This window comes from Acidaminococcus fermentans DSM 20731 (assembly GCF_000025305.1).
Classification (GTDB): domain Bacteria; phylum Bacillota; class Negativicutes; order Acidaminococcales; family Acidaminococcaceae; genus Acidaminococcus; species Acidaminococcus fermentans.
The window spans coordinates 26,504-45,974 of sequence record NC_013740.1; the positions used below are offsets into that span (position 1 = coordinate 26,504).

Here is a 19,471-nt window from a genome sequence, read left to right on the forward strand (position 1 = left end):
CGAAGCGAGAAAGAGAGCCACCGCAGACTATACTCCAGTATGTCGAGGATGGCGAACGACGAGCGACAAAGGAGCAGACAATTTATCGAAGCAATTTTAAGTCAAGCTACTAAGGGCATACGGTGAATGCCTTGGCACTAAGAGCCGATGAAGGACGTGGTAAGCTGCGAAAAGCTACGGGGAGCCGCAAGCAGGCTTTGATCCGTAGGTGTCCGAATGGGGGAACCCACCATCCGTCATGGGATGGTATCCTTCGGGAAGGGAACCCGGTGAACTGAAACATCTAAGTAGCCGGAGGAAGAGAAATCAAACGAGATGCCCACAGTAGCGGCGAGCGAAGAGGGCAGAGCCTAAACCAGAGAGCTTCGGCTCCCTGGGGTTACGGACTGGCATAAACCGAGTCAGGCCTAGCCGAATCACCTGGAAAGGTGAGCCACAGACCGTGAGAGCCGGGTAGGCGAAAGGCAGAGCAAGGAGGCCAGTATCCAGAGTACCGTGAAGCACGAGGAATTTTGCGGGAAGTCGGGGGGACCACCCTCCAAGGCTAAACACTTCTTAGTGACCGATAGCGCATAGTACCGTGAGGGAAAGGTGAAAAGAACCGCGGGAGCGGAGTGAAAGAGAACCTGAAACCGTATGTCTACAAGCAGTCGGAGCGCAAGCGACGGCGTGCCTATTGAAGAATGAGCCAACGAGTTACGGGCACCAGCGAGGTTAAGCAGGAAATGCGGAGCCGTAGGGAAACCGAGTCTGAAAAGGGCGAAGAGTTGGTGTTCGTAGACCCGAAACTGTAGTGATCTACCCATGATCAGGTTGAAGCACGGGTAAAATCGTGTGGAGGACCGAACCGGTGAGTGTTGAAAAACTTTCGGATGAATCGTGGGTAGCGGTGAAATTCCAATCGAACGCAGAGATAGCTGGTTCTCCTCGAAATAGCTTTAGGGCTAGCCTCAGGCAGTAAGCATAGGCGGTAGAGCACTGATCGGGATAGGGACTGTAATGGTTACCGAACCCTGTCAAACTACGAATGGTTATGCTGCAGAGCCTGGGAGTCAGACTACGAGAGATAAGTCCCGTTGTCAAAAGGGAAACAGCCCAGACCATCAGCTAAGGTCCCCAATGCCATACTAAGTGGAAAAGGATGTGGGGTCTCATAAACAACCAGGATGTTGGCTCAGAAGCAGCCACCATTTAAAGAGTGCGTAATAGCTCACTGGTCGAGAGGCCCTGCGCCGAAGATTCCCGGGGCTAAAGTATGGAACCGAAGCTATGGATGCATACGTAGGTATGCGTGGTAGAGGAGCGTTCCCATCGGGTTGAAGTCGTCCTGGAAGGGACGGTGGACTGGTGGGAAGTGAGAATGTTGGCATGAGTAGCGAAAAGAATGGTGAGAATCCATTCCACCGAAAGCATAAGGATTCCTGAGCAACGATCGTCGTCTCAGGGTAAGTCGGGACCTAATCCGAGGCAAAGAGCGTAGGAGATGGACAACTGGTTGATATTCCAGTACCGGCAGTGATCGTTTGAACGAAGGAGTGACGCAGGAAGGCAGGTCCGCACGAGATTGGTAGATCGTGTGCAAGCGTGCAGGCTGGTTACCAGGCAAATCCGGTAACTGAGGCTGAGGCGTGATGCGGAGGGAACTTGTTCCCGAAGGGATTGAGCCTACGCTGCCGAGAAAGCTTCTAGTGAGAAAGCTGCCGCCCGTACCGTAAACCGACACAGGTATGCGGGGAGAGAATCCTAAGGTGCGCGGGAGAACCCTCGTTAAGGAACTCGGCAAAATGTACCCGTAACTTCGGGATAAGGGTAGCCACAAAGGTGAAGGGACTAGCTCCCGGAGCCCGGTGTGGTCGCAGAGAAGAGGCCCAAGCGACTGTTAACCAGAAACACAGGTGCCTGCGAAAGAGAAATCTGAAGTATAGGTGCTGACACCTGCCCAGTGCTGGAAGGTTAAAGAAGGATGTCCGGGTTCGACCCAAAGCATTCGACTGAAGCCCCAGTGAACGGCGGCCGTAACTATAACGGTCCTAAGGTAGCGAAATTCCTTGTCGGGTAAGTTCCGACCCGCACGAAAGGTGTAACGATTTGGGCACTGTCTCAACGAGGGACCCGGTGAAATTGAAATACCTGTGAAGATGCAGGTTACCCGCGACTGGACAGAAAGACCCCATGGAGCTTTACTGTAACCTAATATTGGGTTCTGATACTTGATGCACAGGATAGGTGGGAGGCATGGAAGGCAGTCCTCTGGGATTGCCGGAGCCGACGTTGGGATACCACCCTTCAATTATCGGGATTCTAACCGAGCGAGTAACGATCGCCGGGACAGTGTTAGGCGGGCAGTTTGACTGGGGCGGTCGCCTCCCAAAGAGTAACGGAGGCGCCCAAAGGTTCCCTCAGCGCGGACGGAAACCGCGCGCGGAGTGTAAAGGCAGAAGGGAGCTTGACTGCGAGCCAAACACGGCGAGCAGGTACGAAAGTAGGGCTTAGTGATCCGGTGGCATCCAAGTGGAAGGGCCATCGCTCAACGGATAAAAGCTACCCTGGGGATAACAGGCTAATCTCTCCCAAGAGTCCATATCGACGGGGAGGTTTGGCACCTCGATGTCGGCTCATCACATCCTGGGGCTGAAGTCGGTCCCAAGGGCTGGGCTGTTCGCCCATTAAAGTGGTACGTGAGCTGGGTTCAGAACGTCGTGAGACAGTTCGGTCCCTATCCATCGCGGGCGCAAGAGATTTGAAGGGGGCTGCTCCTAGTACGAGAGGACCGGAGTGGACGGACCGCTGGTGTACCAATTATCCCGCCAGGGGTACAGTTGGGTAGCTACGTCCGGAATGGATAAACGCTGAAAGCATCTAAGCGTGAAACCATCCTTAAGATGAGATCTCTCACAGCGTAAGCTGGTAAGACACCTGGAAGATTACCAGGTTGATAGGCAGGGTGTGGAAGCGTAGCAATATGTTAAGCTGACCTGTACTAATATGTCGAGGGCTTGACTTAAGTGAGTCGCCGATTGTTTGCAAGCGGAAGCGCAGCAAAGAATCGTGCCAGCGAACTTACTCAGAAGGATGCGACGAAAAGGAGCATCCGTGAGTATCCTCTACCGCGAAGCGGCTGAGGCATACGAAATAAGAGAGCAAGTGAGCGAAAGAAGCTCGTAACGTTACGTCCGAAAGAACGTATATGTCTCTTCATGAAGTTTTGAGGGCTCATGCCTTCAATTGAAAATCCGGTGGCGATAGCTAAGGGGATCCACCTGTTCCCATGCCGAACACAGCAGTTAAGCCCTTATACGCCGAAAGTACTCGACTGGAAACGGTCCGGGAGGATAGGGAGCTGCCGGTTAAGAGAGAACACCTGCATCGAAAGATGCAGGTGTTTTTGTGTATGTCACTGGTCAACGGTCACTCGGACCCGTAGGGGCTGCACGCCGGGCAGCCCGTTTGGATGCTGATTGTTTGTGCGTTGGGCGGGGCGCCGGGCCTGCGCCCCCTACGGTTTATGCTGTTTCAAAATCAATTGGCAAAAGGGGCGTGTACAAATCCTGTGGGATTTCCGTAAAATTTTGGTATAGAAGACGAAAAGAAGGAGAACATGGTACAATAGAAACAAAAATGAGGGGGATGGAAACATGGGACGGATGCTGATCGGCCTGGGGCTGCTGCTGGTTGTGACAGGTCTTGTGGTGGAATTGGGCGCACACTTTTTCCCTCTGGGCCATTTGCCCGGAGATATCCATATTACCGGGAAACACGGGAGCTTTTATTTTCCCGTGGTTACCTGCATCGTGGTCAGTGTGGTGCTGAATCTGCTGTTGCGGTTATTTCATTAAAAGGGGCTGTTGATTCATTCAACAGCCCCTTCTTTCTATCTGTTTTTTATCTTCGCTTCCGTCCATTGATCCACGGCTTTTTTCAGTTCTTTCAGCCAGGGAGAGAACTGGACGGCTTTTTCCGGGTAGGTGAACTGGAGATCGTATTCCAGGGGCAGCCAGGTGTCCCGATCCGATTCATTGTGGCTGATCACCGCTTCCAGTTTGTCCAGGGCCTTGTACAGTCTGGCTTCCCGGGTTTCCTGGGCTTCCATCTCTTCCAGCAGGGCCTGCCATTCCTCCCGGTTTTCTTCCGGAAAGGTGGCCAGCCAGCTGGCCCAGCAATCCTGTTCCACCGCCCGGTTCCGGTCTCCTTTGGCAAAGGTGGGGATATCCCCGGTAAAGGCTTCTCCCAGGTCGTGGATCAGGCACATCCGGATCACCCGGTCCAGGTCCAGTTCCCGGAATTCCGGTTCCTTGGACAACAGAAGGGCCATCAGGGCCATCCGCCAGGAATGGTCCGCCACGCTTTCCTGGCGGCCGGAAGCGGTCCAACAGTGGCGGGTGGCGGTTTTCAGCCGGCCGGCCCGGGTCAGGATCGCAAGAAACGTTTCAGGGGACATGGAACTACTTCCTTTCTTGGTGCAGAGATGGAACCTTTATAGAGCGGAATAGGCAGCAGGCTCAAAGGGAAGAAGAAAATCACTGTATTATAGTCATAACTAGTATAGTCATGGCTATAATACGCATGAGTATATTTTTTGAGAATGGATGGAAAAAGAGAGGGTTGTTGCATGTGTGCGATTTTCACACGTGCAACAACCCCTTCGTCTTTTTCTCAGGGTACCAGGGTGGGGGCGGCGTAGACCCGGGCCAGGAGTTCCTGGTTCAGGGCATACAACCCTTTGGGATCGCTGCCGAACAGTTCAAATTTCTTGATCAGGTCGCTGACGTTCTTTTCTTCTTCGCCCTGTTCTTTGACGAACCAGTCGAAGAACTGCATGGTCCGGTAATCTTTGGCTTTGTCGGCGGCGGCGTAGATTTTGTTGATGCAGCCGGTGATGAACTGTTCATGTTTCAGGGCGGCCTTCAGGGCATCGTCCAGTTTCTTGCAGGTCATGTCCGGTTTGTCGATGGTGCCGAAGACCACGGGAACATCGTTGTTCTGCAGGTAGGTGCGCATAAGCATGGCGTGGTCCCGTTCTTCCTGGGCCTGGATATCGAACCAGTGGGCGAAACCGTCCAGTCCCTTTTCCTGATAATAGTTGGCGAAATCCAGATACAGGTAGGCGGAATAGAATTCCTTGGTGACCTGTTCGTTGATCAGGTCTCTGACTTTATTGTCCAGCATGGATAAAACCTCCTTTTTCATTCCTACCATTATAGCAGGTTTGGCGGAGGGCGGCGAAAAAACTTGACAGGGTTTCCCCGGTTGGGTATGCTAACCCTGTATCAACAAAGGAGGAAATCCCATGCATTTTGAATATTGCCCCACCTGCGGCAGCCATCTCCAGTCCAAACCGGCGGGGGATGAGGGGCCGGTCCCTTTCTGCCCTGTATGCCAGCGGTACTGGTTCGATTTTTTCTACAGCTGCATCATCATCCTGCTGTGCAATGAACAGGACGAAGTGGTCCTGTGCAAACAGCCCCACCTGTCCCAGGAATACGAAAGCATCACCTCCGGGTTCATCATGCCGGGGGAAACTGCAGAAGAAACGGCCCACCGGGAAGTCCGGGAAGAACTGGGCCTGACCCTGGAACGGATGATCCCGGAAGGCACCTACTGGTTCAGCAAGGGACAGATGCTCATGCACGGCTTTTTGGGCTTTGTCCGGAAGCAGCCTTTCCGGCTGTCCCAGGAAGTCACCTCCGCCCACTGGGTCCCCATCCTGGACCTGCCCCAAACTGCCTATCCGGAAACCCCGGAAAATGTGATCTACCCTCTGTGGCGGAAGCTGCTGGCCATGAAAGGGCTGGAAGAACCGAAGAAAAGGAAATGATAAAACAATAATTTTAACAAAAGTTCGGAAATAAACGGAATATGTATACAGTATTTTCCCGACAGAAACATGGATTTTCCATAGGAATTTGCTTATAATGAAACTGTGCTTTTTCTCATAAGCGTTCTGCCATTATTTCTTTAATGTACTGGAAAAAGCCAATTTCTCAAGGAAAGGATGTTGTTACTATGACTGCAGGGACACAGGAAAAAACGAAGAAAAGTCTTATGGACCGTTTCCTGAACGCGGTGGAAGTGGCCGGCAACAAACTGCCGGATCCGGCAACCCTGTTCATTATCCTGGCGGTGATCGTCATTATCCTGTCAGCGATTTTCGGAAGCATGGGGGTATCGGCTGTCCATCCGGGCACGGGCAAGGAAATCAAAGTGGTCAACCTGCTGACCGTGGATGGATTCCGGATGATGTGGAGCAAGGCCGTGACCAACTTTTCCACCTTCGCTCCTCTGGGTATGGTGCTGGTTTGTGTGCTGGGGGCCGGTGTGGCTGAAAAAAGCGGGTTCCTGGCAGCCTTCATGCAGAAGATGCTGGGGGATGCGGCTCCGGCTCTGGTGACCTGGGTGATCATTTTCATCGGCATCAACGGCAACGTGGCCGGGGATGCGGCCTTTGTGGTGCTGCCGCCGGTGGCCGGGGTGATCTACCTGAGCATGGGGCGCCATCCGCTCCTGGGGGTCTTTACCGCCTTTGCCAGTGTGGCTGCCGGGTTCTGTGCCAATGTGATGCTGGGGATGAGTGATTCCCTGGCCTACGGGTTTACGGAAGCCGCCGCCAAGCTCATCGATCCCAGCTATCAGCAGACGCCGGCCATCAACTATTATTTCCTGGTGGTATCCTGTTTCCTGCTGAGCTTTGTAGGGACCTTCGTAACGGAAAAAATCATGGCGCCCCGGTTTGCCGGTGTGGACCTGAGCAAGTATGAAATCGACAAATCCCTGACGGAAATGACGCCCCGGAACAAGGCGGCGGTGAACAAGGCCATTGTGGCCACCCTGATTACCCTGGTGGTCATTGCCCTGCTGTGCGTGGGGGCTGACCCCATCCTGGGGGATCCCAAGACCCACTCCATCATGAACGTGAAATCTCCCTTCATGACCGGCATCATCCTGATGGTGACCCTGGTGCTGTTTGTGCCCGGGGCGGTGTACGGCTTCGCTTCCGGCAAGTATAAAAACGACAAGGATATGTTTGCGGACATTTCCCAGGCTTTCAAGGATATTTCTTCCTACATCCTGCTGTGCTTCTTCTGTTCCCAGTTCACCAGTTATTTCGGCTGGTCCAAGCTGGGGCTGGTGCTGGCCATCAAAGGGGCTGCGGGACTGAAGGCCATGAACTTCACCGGGCTTCCGCTGATCATCGGTCTGGTGATCGTATCCTGCATCGTGAACATCTTCATCGGCTCCGCTTCCGCCAAGTGGGCCATCCTGGCACCGGTGATGGTGCCCATGATGATGCTCATGGGGTTTGACCCGGCTCTGACCCAGGTGGCCTACCGGATTGGGGACTCCCTGACCAACCCGCTGTCTCCCCTGTTCTATTATTTCCCTCTGATGCTGGGATTTGCCCGGAAGTATGAAAAGGACACCGGGATGGGCACCATCATCGCCAATATGCTGCCCTATTCCATCTGCTTTGCCATTGCCTGGCTGATTCTGCTGGCAGCCTGGGTGGTACTGGATCTGCCCCTGGGCCCCGGCGGCGGGATTTATCTGTAAGGGTATTTGGAAGGAACCCGGGTCGCGGGTTCCCTCAATGGAAAACGCAGCCGGAGGCTGCGTTTCTGTTCCAGGGCAAACGCCAGCCGCGTTTGCCTGTCTCCGTCCAGTGTCCAGTGACAAGAGAACAGTGACCGGGGGTGTGATTTTTTCACATCCTCCCGTTTATAGAAAGGACAAACGCTTATGAGTTTACGGAAGGATAAAGCAAAGGAAATCGATTTTACCATCACCGTCCATGGGGTTTCGGCCCACGGTTCCACGCCCCATCTGGGGAAGGATGCCATTGTGGCGGCTTCGGCGGTGGTCCAGGCGGCCCAGACCCTGGTGAGCCGGGTGAACAATCCCCTCCGTCCCCTGGTCCTGGGGTTTGAAAGCGTCAGGGCCGGGAAACAGTTCAACATCGTCTGCGACAAGGTCCAGCTGACCGGCTGTCTCCAGGCCTACGACGACGAACTGCTCATGGACATGGCGGACAAACTGAAGAAACTGGCCCGGCGGACGGCGGAAACTTTTGACTGCCGCAGCGAAATGGCCCTGCTGCCGGAAGGGGGCGCCTGCTGATGGACGTAAAGGCCCTGGCGGCTGACGAAAAAGCGTACATCCTGGAACAGCGGCACTGGCTCCATGCCCATCCGGAACTGGGGCGGGAAGAAAAAAACACCACCGCCCACATTGCGGCGGAACTGGAAAGAATGGGGATCCCGGTCCAGACTTTCCCGGATATCACCGGCTGCATCGGCACCATCCAGGGGACCAAGGGGCCGGGAAAGACACTGATGCTCCGGGCGGACATCGATGCCCTGCCCATCCAGGAGGCGGATCTGACCAAAACCTATGCCTCCCAGAATCCCGGGGTCATGCATGCCTGCGGGCACGACTGCCATACGGCCATGCTCCTGGGAGCGGCCAAAATCCTCAGCGCCCACCGGGATGCCTTTCCAGGCAAGGTGAAACTGCTGTTCCAAATGGGGGAAGAAATCGGCACCGAGTCCCGTCATTATGTGGAAAAGGGTTGCCTGGATGATGTGGACGCCATTTTCGGCATGCATATCTGGGCCCTGCTGGATGCCGGGACCGCCAATCTGGAAGACAGGGAACGGATGGCCTGCAGCGACCGGTTCACCCTTACCCTTACCGGGAAAACGGCCCTTTCCGATGCCCCGGAACAGGGAGCGGATCCCCTGGCGGCGGCTGCCTCCGTGGTCATGGGGCTCCAGCAGCTGGTGAGCCGGCAGAACGACCCGGAAAACACCTTTGTGCTCACGGTGGGGATGATGAACAGCGAAGGGAACAAAGGAGAGCTGGCCCGGTCCGTCCAGCTGGTGGGCACCACCCGGACCTTCAACAAGGCTTTCCGGAAGACCCTGCCGGAGAAAATCGAAAAAGTGGCCCGGGCCTTTGGGGAAGGGCTGGGGTGCCAGGTGGACTGCACCTATTTCTTTGGGCCCGCCCCTCTTATCAACGAACACCGGAATCTGAACGATTGCGGGCGGAAAGCGGTGGCCCGGATTATGGGGGACAAAGCCCTGGTTCCCATGGAAAAGCAGATGGGGGCGGAAGATTTTTCCGTGTTCATGGAAAAGGTCCCCGGGGTGTTTCTGTTCCTGGGAGCCAGGAACAAAGAAAAGGGCATCTGCTGCGTCCATCACCATCCCGGATTTGAAGTGGACGAAGACGTGCTGCCCAACGGGACGGGAATCGAGGTCCAGTTTGCGCTGGAGTATTTGAATGGATGAGGGTCGCGGCCCGGGACTCGTGACCCGTGACCGGGGATGTGAATTCTTTCACACCCCCCCTTTTTTCGTGGTATAATATATTTTCCTGAAGTGGTTCAACGGTATTTACACAAGCAAGGAGGGGTTCCATGAACAGACTAGATCCCATTGGTGTTATCGATTCCGGGGTGGGGGGACTGACGGTCCTGAAGTGGCTCCAGGAGAAGATGCCCCATGAACGGTTCATTTTCATCGGGGATACGGCCCGTACTCCCTACGGCAACCGGTCCCGGGAAGAAATCCAGGGATTTGTGGGAGAAATGACCGCCTGGCTGAACCGGCGGAACATCAAACAGCTGGTGGTGGCCTGCAACACCATTACGGTACTGGGCACCGACGTGATCAAAAACGGGTATGATTTCTCCGTCATCGGCATGAAAAAAGGGGCCCATATGGTGGAAGGGGTCACCCGAAACAAAAAAGTGGGATTCCTGGCCACGGATTTCACGGTGGCTTCCGGGGCCCACAAAAAGGAAATCCAGGAAATGGATCCGGAAATCCAGGTGTTCGGCCAGGGTTGTCCCAAATTCGTCCCGCTCATTGAAGGGGAACAGTTCGGCAGTCCGGAACTGGCGGCGGCCATCAAAGAATATACGGATAAACTGAAGGAATATGATGTGGATACGGTGATGCTCTCCTGTACCCATTATCCCTTTGTGGAAAAGGAAATCCGGGAAGCCTTCGGGCCCGGGGTCACCATCCTGGATCCGGCGGAACGGACGGTCCAGGCGGCCATGGAAGACCTGAAGCAGCGGCGGCTGAACCGGGAAACCGGCCTGGGCCGGGCGGAAGTGTGTTTCACCGCCGACCTGGAACGGGGCAAGCGCCTGGCAGCCCGGATGCTGGATATGAACCAGTGTGATTTCCGGCTGATCCATTTGTGAGAGAGGGGGATTCACACCTCCGGCCGCGGGCTGCGACCCGCGACCAGAGCTCTCTTTCCCCCCTTGAACAATCCCCGGAGATATGGTATAATTCTCCTGTTCAATGCTACTGTAGCTCAGCTGGTAGAGCATCTCATTCGTAATGAGAGGGTCGTAGGTTCGAATCCTATCAGTAGCTCCAGATGCCATACAAGCCCGTCACTTTGGTGGCGGGCTTTTTTGCGTTTGACATCTTTCCCAAAATTCGGCATAATGAAAAATAAACTGTTCCGGAGGTGCTCCTGCTGTGGCCCAAATCCTGCTGCCCCTGTTCCTGTTCTGCGTGTCCCTGCTGCCGGCGGCCTATCTCCGCTATTACCCTTTTCGGTCCATTGTACGGCCTTCCACCCGCCATTTCCTGCTGTGCGGGCATTTGTACATTTTCCTGTTCGAATTTGTCCTGCTGGCCGGTCTTTTTGGCCGGGGGCTCATGAAATTTGAAACCGGCACCTTCCAGTTCCTGTATTATTTCTGCTATCTGCCCTATCTGCTGCTGCTGGTGTTCACCGTCCGGCCTTTCTGGCTCCGGCATCTGTTCGTACTGGGGCTCCAGGCCATTTACATGATCCTTATCCATACCCTGTGTCTGGAAATCTTCAAATTGTTCCTGCCGGAGGCCTGGCATACCAACCGGGTCCTGCCCTATTTCTCTCTGTATCTGGGGCTGTTCCTGCTGGGGATGCCCCTGGCCCTGAAGGTATTGGGAAAACTGTTTACCCGGGAACAGCTTACATCCCCCCGGCCTGCTTTCTGGACCTGGCTGGGGCCCATTCCGCTCCTGCTGTGCTACTACCATGCCAATCAGGGCTATTTCATCCTGGATCCGGAGATCCTGTTCCATCCTTTTTTCCAGTTGTATATCCTGATTACCCTGGGGATGCTGGTGAGTGTGGCTTTGCTGCTGGTCCGGTCTCTTCAGGGAGGGCTTCGGCAGACCCAGACCATGCTCCAGGTGAAGGAACAGAATCTCCGGCTCCAGGGTCAGCTGAATGTCCTGAACGATTACGCGGCCGCGCTCCGGAAAGAACAGCAGGAACTGGCCATCCTCCGGCATGACAGCCGGCATCAGCTGCGCCTTCTGGGGGAATTGGCGGAGAACGGTCAGTTTGGGGAAGCGGAAAAGCATCTGCTGAAGCTGCGGAAAGAGGTGGCGGATAAATGAGCCCGCTTTTTGAAACCATTTTGGGCCCGTTGGTCTTTGTGCTGATCTTCCAGCCCTTTTACCTGCTCCAGATCCTTCCCTTCTGGAATTTTCTGGAGCCTGACCGGAAAAAATTCATCCGGAACGGCTGGCTGCTCCTGTTTTTCCTGGACGTGGGGCTGACCATGGGACTGGTCCGGTCCGGTGTTTTTTCTTCCATTCCCCGGGCCTACTGGGCCTGCGGCTATATCATCTGGATTCCCCAGTTCCTGCTGAGTTTTTTGACCACCCGGAAGTACTGGGTGGGGCATCTGTTCATCCTCTCTTTCCGGGTCCTGCTTTCCAGCTGTTTTTATACTTTTCTCTGGCACTTTTTTCTGTATTTCTGGCCGGAAAGCGCCTTTTCTTCCATGTATTTCTGGCAGATTTTATTCTATGGAGCAGAATGCCTGCTGATTTTCCCCTTTGTTCTCCGGTTCCTGACCCGGACCTTCAGCCATTTCCGGGAGGCTGCGGCCCGTCGGTACTGGCGGCTGACGGCCCTGATCCCCATGGTGCTGGCAGGAGAAACCCTGTATGTGAGCGTGTACGATTCCCAGGAACGGTATTTCGATCTGCTGGAAGCCCGGATCCTTCTGCTGCTGATAACGGTGCTGATCATGGCCAGTATCCGCACGGCCCAACAGGAAGTTTATGACGAAATCAGCGCCCGGGAAGAAAAACACCAGCTGGAGCAGCAGGTGGTGTCCGCGGCCAACTATGTAAAAATGTCCCGGGAATCCCGGCAGCGGCTGGAAGCCATCTACCGGGAAAAACGGGACCATCTGGATCAGCTGCTGGACCTGGTCCGGCGGAAGGACCGGGTGGGCGTGCTGACTTATATCGAAGAACTGGGAGAAGAATTCAACAGCACCAAACTGCCCCAGTACTGCCGGAATCCCCTGATCAATGCGGCCCTGACCGTGTATCTCTCCCGGGCACGGGAAGAAGGAATCCCCACCACCGTTTCCGTGGACCTGCCCCAGGATCTTATCTGTAGCGGGGATCTTTCTATTGTCCTTTCCAACCTGGTGGAAAATGCCCTGATTGCCAGCGAAAAGCAGCCGGAGGACCGGCGGAATATCACGGTGTTGGCCCTGCGCCATGGGGATATGCTGAACATCCTGGTGAAAAACATGTTCGATGCGCCGGTGCAACTGGGCGAGGACGGACTTCCGGTGACTCACGTGAAGGGCCACGGCATCGGCATGAAATCCCTGGCCCGGTTCCGGGATAAATACGGAGCCAGTGTCCTGTGCCAGCAGAAAGAAGGCTGGTTCCTTACCTACCTCCAGCTGGACATGCGGGCGAAAGGAGTGGGAGATTAAAAGGACTGTTGCCTGTGCAACAGCCCTTTATTTCGGTGCAAACATGAACTGGAAATACTGTTCCTGGAAATCCCGGTATTTCCGCTTGCCCAGGGGAATCTGGTGGCCCTGGATCTCCACGTAGTCGGTTTTGATCATGTGGATGGCGGAAAGGTTCACCAGGTAGCCTTTGTTGGGAGATACGAACTGGCCCGGAGCAATCTTGTCCAGATCCGTCTTCATTTCCTGGCCGGATTTCCGGGTTTCCAGGGTACTCCCGTCAGCCAGGTACACTTCCAGTACATGGCCGTGGCTTTCCAGGAAGAGAATCTGGGCGATTTCCTCCACCCGGACGCCCCCTCCCACCAGCCGGAAAATGACCTTGGCGCTGTTCCGCTGGCGGATGTAGGCAATGGCACGGTCCATGGCCTTGGAGAACTGGGCCTGGGTAAAGGGCTTCAGAAGATAATCCGTGGCTTTCACCTCAAAAGCTTCTACGGCGAATTCGTCGCTGGTGGTGAGGAAAATGATCTCCGCCCGGCTGTGGTGGTCCCGGAGTTCCCGGGCCACGTCGGTGCCCAAAATCCCGGGCATGCACACATCCAGAAGTACGATATCGAAGAAATCCCCTTTGTCCACCGCTTCTATAAAAGCGAAGGCGTTTTCAAAAGTCTGATAGTCTACATGCTCTTTGCGGTTCTGGAAGTATTTCTCTGAAGCTTCCCGGATCTTCTGGATCTGGTCGGCCTGGTCATCACAAATGGCAATGTGCAGCATGATCGGTTCCCCTCCTTCAGCTCTATTCATCTCCATTATACACAAACTTCAAAATCCCTTTTTAAAATCGTCCTGAAAGGGCGGTTTTTTTTCATAAAGAGAAGACCCGGATATCTTCCTCAAAGGAACAAATTATCAGAAAAATACGAAGAAACATTTTATGCCAAAAAAACGCCCTTTCATGGAATTTGTAAATTTTTCCCATTTTGGCGTGTTATAGTTTAGACAACCAATCAAGTGTCTGGCGAAAACTCCACTGGACTACCGCGGAAGGAATGTTGGAAACCCGGAAAAATTCTCTGAAAACATGAATTTCCATCTAAATAAAAAATGGAAAATTCCGTAAATACGTATTGTGGATACAAACGAATATCTGCATGAAAAGGAATATACCGGAGAAAAAATAAAAAATCCTGAAAAGCAAGGGAATCAGGTGAAAAATATCTTGAAAACAAATCGGATGTCCGGAAGCGCGCACTGAGGCATCCAACCAGATAATGCATGAAAATCCATCAGAAAGGCTTGAACAAGAAAAGGGGTGTGGCTTTATGAACAAGATCTACAAGGTGATCTGGAACAAAACACGGGGTATGTACATGGTGGTTTCCGAACTGGCCAAAGGCCAGTCCAAGGACGGACGCCGGGCCGTGGGTCGGAAAAAAGTGGCACAGACCGCTGCGGCTCTGGCCGTATTCTTCAGCATTGTCTCTATGGGAGGGACGTCTTTTGCGGCGGATACCACGAAGGTCGACTCGTCGACTTCCGGTACGGCGGTAGAAGTTTATACCAAAGACGGAACGGATAGCAAAGCGGCTGAACTGGATACCCGCATCACCAATGTGAAGGAATATCTGGAAAAACAGACTTCCGCCACTTATGTGAGTAAAGCTGATGCCGCCGTACAGGACGGAGCCATCGTCAAAGCAGATAAGACCATCGGTGAGAATGTAACCAACCTGGATGCTGCTCTGGCCAAGGAAACCGCCGCCCGGATCGGTGCCGATAAAGCCCAGGACAAGGTGATCCAGGCTGTCAATGACAATCTGGTGCAGAGTGTCACTACCATCAACAAGAATGTGGCTGATGGATTCACTGCCTTGAACCAGGCAGATGCCAAGGAAGCTGCAGCCCGGGAAGCGAAAGACAATGAACTGAACGAACGGATTACGAACGAAGCCAATGAAATCCACAAAACGACGAATCAACTGCAGGGTGATCTCGCTACGGAAACGGCTGCCCGTGAAGCTGGCGATACAGCGCTGAATATCCGGATTACCAATGTGAAGGCATATCTGGAACAACAGACTTCCGACAAGTATGTGAGCAAGGCCGATGCCGCCGTACAGGATGGGGCCATCGTGAAAGCCAATAAGACCATCGGCGAAAACGTGACCAACCTGGATGCCGCCCTGGCCAGCGAAACCGCAGCCCGGATCGGTGCGGACAAGGCCCAGGACAAGGTGATCCAGACGGTTAATGACAATCTGGTGCAGAGTGTCAATACCATAAACCAGAATATGGCTGCTGGATTCAACGCCCTGAGTCAGGCGGATGCCAATGAACTGGCCGGCCGTGTGGCAGCGGATACCGAATTGGCGAAAGCGGTGAACAATGGATTGAGCCTGGACCAGGACAATGTACTGCAAAAGAACACCACCAGTGTGGAAGAGGATGGGACAGTCACCACTTCCAAAGAAGCGGCAACGACTCTGGTGATGAACAAAGATGGTAACAACCAGATTACCCTCAGTGAAAACGGGATCAAAGTGGGCCTGAACAGCACCGTCCAGGATGCCAAGGGATTCTATGCCGGCGGCGATAATGCCGAGGCGGCCAAGGCCGCTCTCAATGCGGACGGCAGCATCAAAGGCGCCGATGGTGCCTTTGCTGTGGATACCAGCGGCAACGTGACTTCTGGTAACGTGACATCTACCGGGACGGTACAGGGAACTACCCTGACTGATGGAAAAGGTGCGTCCATGAGCAATGGCGTCGTGACAGGCAAGACGCTGACCGATGGCACCGCTTCTCTTAGCAACGGCAACCTGACGGGAGCTCATAACATTACGGCTGACGGAACCATTACCGGGGCGACCCTGACCGATGGCAAAGCCACCATCAGCAATGGCAATATCAAAACCAACGGCGGATTCATCCAGACCGGTGGCGGCAACGTAAACACCCAGGGCGGCGAAGTCCGTACCAATGGGGGCAAGGTGGCCACTTCCGGCGGTGAAATCAACACCGGATCCGGAGCCATTAAGACCGTAGGCGGCGATATCCTGACAGCCGGCGGCAAACTGAACACCAGCGGCGGCGACATTGCAGCAGGGACCGGGAACATTTCCGGCCAGAATATTACAGCCAGCGGAGTGCTGCGCGGTGACAGCCTTACCGTAGCCAAAGGGATGACCGGGCACAGCCTGACCCTGACCGGCGGAGACCTGGATGCAGGAGCCGGGACCATCAAGACTACTGGCAAAGTACAGGCAGGAACGCTGGAAACCACTGGCGATGCCACCATTGGCGGCGACCTGGATGTAAAAGGTGACCTTTCTGTAGAAGGCAAATTCAATGCCAATACCCTGTCCAGTAAACTGGATGAAAACAACTATACCACCATCAACGGTGGAAAGACTCAGTCCATGAATCTGAAGATGGATGCGGCAACGGGTGAAACTAAGGCCAGTGCCTCTACCTTCGATGAAAAAGGCAGCAATACCTGGGCGAAAGATGATGATTCCATCGGCAAGAGCACTGTTACTGCCGACAGCATCAGCCAGAAACTTTCGAATACTGGCGATAACCCGACGGCGTATGCAGAATCCACTATGAGCCAGGGTACGGACAACAAGTACACCATGACTGATACCGTAAAGGACGGGGACAAGACCAACGTGGCCTTCCAGTCTGCAACGGAATCCAGCGATGTAATCACCGAAGGCTCCGGAGATTCCGCCAAGACTTCCACCTTCCGGCAGAAAATCGATCAGATCCTCCAGGAAATCAGAACTTCTGATGAAATTTATTCCAAGATCGATCAAACTGTGAATAAAATGAATAGCACGGTGAGGGACGGCGCCAACAGCACCTCGGTAGAACAGGGGACTCAGAATATCACTCATACGGCGGAACAGGGAACCATTTCCAATATCGCCAAAGACCTGGTGAACACAGCCACCGGAAACATGCTCAATACGATTGGCGGCGAAATGAAGACCACTGTCACCGGCGATGTGACGGAAGATTACAAAGCCAACCTGGATACCAAGGTCGGGGGCAATGAAACCCGTACCGTGGAAGGCACCTTGACGGAAATGGTAACTGGTGATGTAACGGAAGACTACAAAGCCAACCTGAGCACCACGGTAGGCGGAAACCAGACCACGACCGTAACCGGTGACAGCAGCCTGACGGCGGAAAACATCACCAACGAAGCGAAGAACAAGATTACCAACAAGGCTATCGATGTAGAAACCGATGCTACCAGTTCCATCGTACAGAAAGTGACGAATGATGCCGGTTCCAATACTTCTACCCAGCTGTCTTATCAGACTAAAGAAGAAATGAGCCAGGCTGATGGCAAGACTGCTTCCTATCTCCGGGGTGCAGCCGAAGAAAAATCCCAGCTGATTGATGGTAGCCAGAAGACCACCATCGACACCATTGCCGGTCAGACCAATACCAACATTACGGATGGAACCAATACATCCAACGACCTGCAGAAAGCAGATCAGATCGCTTCCTCCGTAACCGACGGCACCAATACCACCGTGGTGAACCAGAATGCCGGAAGCCTCGCTTCCTCCATTACCGACGGGACCAAGGCCAACAACACCAACAGCACCGTAGACAAATCGGAACAGCTGATCAAAGCCAGCGATACCCAGTACAGCGCTACGTCTAAGACAGCTACTAAGATGGAAGATGCCCTGGTAAGCGGCGGCAGTGTCATCGACGTTATCAAGAACCTGGACGATGCAGCCAACCCGTTCATCGGCAGCGCCGTAACGGATGGCACCAACAGCACTGGCATTACCCAGACGGCAAAAGATATCACCAACACGGCTAAGAACGGTACGATCGCCAATGAGGCCAAGGATATCACCAACAACGCTGCGGAAAACATGACCAACACCGTTGGCAAAGATCTGACCACCACTGTCGGTGGCGAAATGAAGACCACTGTCACTGGTGATGTGACGGAAGACTACAAAGCCAACCTGAGCACCACGGTAGGCGGAAACCAGACCACGACCGTAACCGGTGACAGCAGCCTCTCTGCCAAGAACATCACCAATACGGCAACGGAAAAACTGTCCAACGCTGCGGCAGAAATCGAAAACAGCGCTTCTACCTCTATCACCGACAAAGTAGGCGCCAATGTAGAGCGGACCATGACCACCAAGAAGATTTCCGAATCTGTGAAGGATGGTACCAAGAGCAACTCCTTCAGCAAGACCGCTGAAAAGGATATCAACATCATCACCGATGGCACCAATACCAGCACTTTGAGCCAGCTGGCCGACAGTGTAAATACATCCCTCAAGAACGGAACCCAGTCGCTCAACAATACGAAGACCGTGACCGAGGATGTAACCAAGGTGACTGACAAGAACACCGGTGCCTTCTCCAGCAGCAGCCAGAAGGCCGATGCCATGACCAACACTGTGAAGAACGGCAGCAAGAGCAATACTGTAACGGAAACGGCTGCCACTTCTGAACAGAAACTGGTCAGCGGGAACATCATCGACATCCTGAAGGATGCGGAAAACGGGTATGTGAATACCACCGTTACCAGCAGTGATGGAGCGTCCAGCACCAGTGTGCAGCAGGGGACTGCTGACATCACCAACACCGCCAAACAGGGGACCATCACCAACGAGGCCAAGGACCTGGTGAACAAGGCAGCTGAAAACATCACCAATACGGCTGGGAACCGGATCCAGGACAAAGTGGGCACGACGACCGTAACCACCACCGATGGACTGACCAAACTGACCAACGAAGCCGGGAATCACAAGACCCAGATGGATTATGCAGAAGTGCTGCAAAATCTGTCCGTGGGCGGCAACGCTGCCGTAGCCGGCAATGTGACGGCCAGCTCCTACAAGGTAGCTGACAAGACCTACATCGACCAGAACGGCATCAACGCCAACAACCAGAAGGTGACCAACGTGGCTGACGGCGAAGTGGCTGAAGGCAGCACCGATGCTGTGAACGGCGGCCAGCTCCATGCCACCAACCAGAGAGTCTCCACGGTGGAGAACCGGATGGACGGTGTGGAAAACCGCGTAGACCGGGTGGAAAACCGGGTGGACAACCTGGACAACCGGATCGACAAGGTGGGCGCAAGTGCAGCCGCTATGGCCAACCTGCACCCCATGGACTTCGATGAGGATTCCAAGGTCAGCGTGGCAGCGGCTGTGGGCAGCTACCGCAGCGAAACCGCCGGTGCCCTGGGTGTGTTCTACCGGCCGACGGACCGCGTCATGCTGAACGTTTCCACCAGCTTCGGCAACGGGGAAAACATGGTCGGCGGCGGCGTATCCTTCAAGCTGGGCAAGAGCAGCAAACGGCTGCAGCAGGCAGAAGCCACCAATGCGGCCCTGTCCAAACAGGTGACCAACCTGCAGAACCGGCTGGATGCCCTGCTGGGTGTGCTGAACCCGAACCTGTCCAAGGCATTCCCGGATGTACCGGCCAACCACTGGGCCTACGAAGCCGTAAGCCGGCTGGCAGGCAACGACATCATCCAGGGATACGAAGATGGCAAGTATCACGGCGAACGGACCATGAGCCGGTATGAAATGGCGGAAATCATCTACAACGCCCTGTCCAAGGGTGCCAAGGCGGAAGCCAAGCTGGTAGAAGAATTCCGGCCCGAACTCCAGGCAATGGCTGCTCAAAGAAAAGCGTAACCATCTCCCCAGATGCTACCCACACCCCCTTTGAGCA

Annotated in this window: 12 protein-coding genes, 1 tRNA gene and 2 rRNA genes; 12 read left to right on the forward strand and 3 right to left on the reverse strand. The window is 54.4% G+C overall.

The annotated features are described in order from the left end of the window. Positions 1-99: 99 nt before the first annotated feature. From ACFER_RS00130 to ACFER_RS00140, 3 genes are all read left to right on the forward strand, one after another. Positions 100-3,004 (forward strand): 23S ribosomal RNA (locus tag ACFER_RS00130). 228 nt (positions 3,005-3,232) lie between these two features. After that, positions 3,233-3,349 (forward strand): 5S ribosomal RNA (rrf, locus tag ACFER_RS00135). A 286-nt stretch (positions 3,350-3,635) separates the two neighbouring features. Then, the gene (locus tag ACFER_RS00140; protein ID WP_012937425.1) at positions 3,636-3,836 is read left to right on the forward strand and encodes a DUF2905 domain-containing protein; all 201 of its coding nucleotides are present in this window, start codon (positions 3,636-3,638) and stop codon (positions 3,834-3,836) included. A gap of 35 nt (positions 3,837-3,871) precedes the next feature. On the opposite strand, the gene ACFER_RS00145 is transcribed toward ACFER_RS00140, so the two are convergent. Together ACFER_RS00145 and ACFER_RS00150 are read right to left on the reverse strand one after the other, a co-directional pair. Further along, positions 3,872-4,438, reverse strand: coding sequence for an HD domain-containing protein (locus ACFER_RS00145; RefSeq protein ID WP_012937426.1), 567 nt, complete (start codon positions 4,436-4,438; stop codon positions 3,872-3,874). A gap of 215 nt (positions 4,439-4,653) precedes the next feature. Beyond that, complete coding sequence (locus tag ACFER_RS00150) at positions 4,654-5,166, reverse strand: ferritin (protein WP_012937427.1); 513 nt, start codon at positions 5,164-5,166, stop codon at positions 4,654-4,656. Positions 5,167-5,287: 121 nt separating this feature from the next. Here ACFER_RS00150 and ACFER_RS00155 point away from each other — a divergent pair, with 121 nt between their 5' ends. The 8 genes from ACFER_RS00155 to ACFER_RS00190 all read left to right on the forward strand — a co-directional run bounded on the left by ACFER_RS00155 (position 5,288) and on the right by ACFER_RS00190 (position 12,757). Beyond that, a complete protein-coding gene (locus ACFER_RS00155; protein ID WP_012937428.1) occupies positions 5,288-5,815 on the forward strand; it encodes an NAD(+) diphosphatase in 528 nt (175 codons plus the stop codon). Positions 5,816-6,003: 188 nt separating this feature from the next. Further along, positions 6,004-7,548: an AbgT family transporter gene (locus ACFER_RS00160; RefSeq protein ID WP_012937429.1), complete on the forward strand. Its 1,545-nt coding sequence runs from the start codon at positions 6,004-6,006 to the stop codon at positions 7,546-7,548. A 186-nt stretch (positions 7,549-7,734) separates the two neighbouring features. Beyond that, positions 7,735-8,112 (forward strand): peptidase dimerization domain-containing protein, encoded by a 378-nt coding sequence (locus ACFER_RS00165; RefSeq protein WP_041666061.1) that lies wholly within the window; start codon positions 7,735-7,737, stop codon positions 8,110-8,112. Continuing rightward, the gene (locus ACFER_RS00170; protein ID WP_012937430.1) at positions 8,112-9,287 is read left to right on the forward strand and encodes a M20 metallopeptidase family protein; all 1,176 of its coding nucleotides are present in this window, start codon (positions 8,112-8,114) and stop codon (positions 9,285-9,287) included. The genes ACFER_RS00165 and ACFER_RS00170 overlap by 1 nt, the downstream gene beginning before the upstream one ends. 128 nt (positions 9,288-9,415) lie before the next feature. Then, positions 9,416-10,210 carry a glutamate racemase gene (gene murI / locus ACFER_RS00175; protein WP_012937431.1) on the forward strand — a complete coding sequence of 265 codons (795 nt, stop codon included), beginning with the start codon at positions 9,416-9,418 and terminating at the stop codon, positions 10,208-10,210. 105 nt (positions 10,211-10,315) lie between these two features. After that, positions 10,316-10,391, forward strand: a tRNA-Thr gene (locus tag ACFER_RS00180). A 105-nt stretch (positions 10,392-10,496) separates the two neighbouring features. Continuing rightward, positions 10,497-11,411 (forward strand): hypothetical protein, encoded by a 915-nt coding sequence (locus tag ACFER_RS00185; RefSeq protein WP_012937432.1) that lies wholly within the window; start codon positions 10,497-10,499, stop codon positions 11,409-11,411. Next, positions 11,408-12,757: a sensor histidine kinase gene (locus ACFER_RS00190; protein ID WP_012937433.1), complete on the forward strand. Its 1,350-nt coding sequence runs from the start codon at positions 11,408-11,410 to the stop codon at positions 12,755-12,757. The genes ACFER_RS00185 and ACFER_RS00190 overlap by 4 nt, the downstream gene beginning before the upstream one ends. Before the next feature lie 27 nt (positions 12,758-12,784). Here the strand turns inward: ACFER_RS00190 and ACFER_RS00195 are convergent, their stop codons facing one another. Beyond that, the gene (locus ACFER_RS00195; RefSeq protein ID WP_012937434.1) at positions 12,785-13,513 is read right to left on the reverse strand and encodes a LytR/AlgR family response regulator transcription factor; all 729 of its coding nucleotides are present in this window, start codon (positions 13,511-13,513) and stop codon (positions 12,785-12,787) included. A gap of 548 nt (positions 13,514-14,061) precedes the next feature. Here ACFER_RS00195 and ACFER_RS10725 point away from each other — a divergent pair. Further along, positions 14,062-19,434, forward strand: a complete 5,373-nt coding sequence (locus tag ACFER_RS10725; RefSeq protein WP_012937435.1) for an ESPR-type extended signal peptide-containing protein — start codon at positions 14,062-14,064, stop codon at positions 19,432-19,434. Positions 19,435-19,471 lie beyond the last annotated feature (37 nt).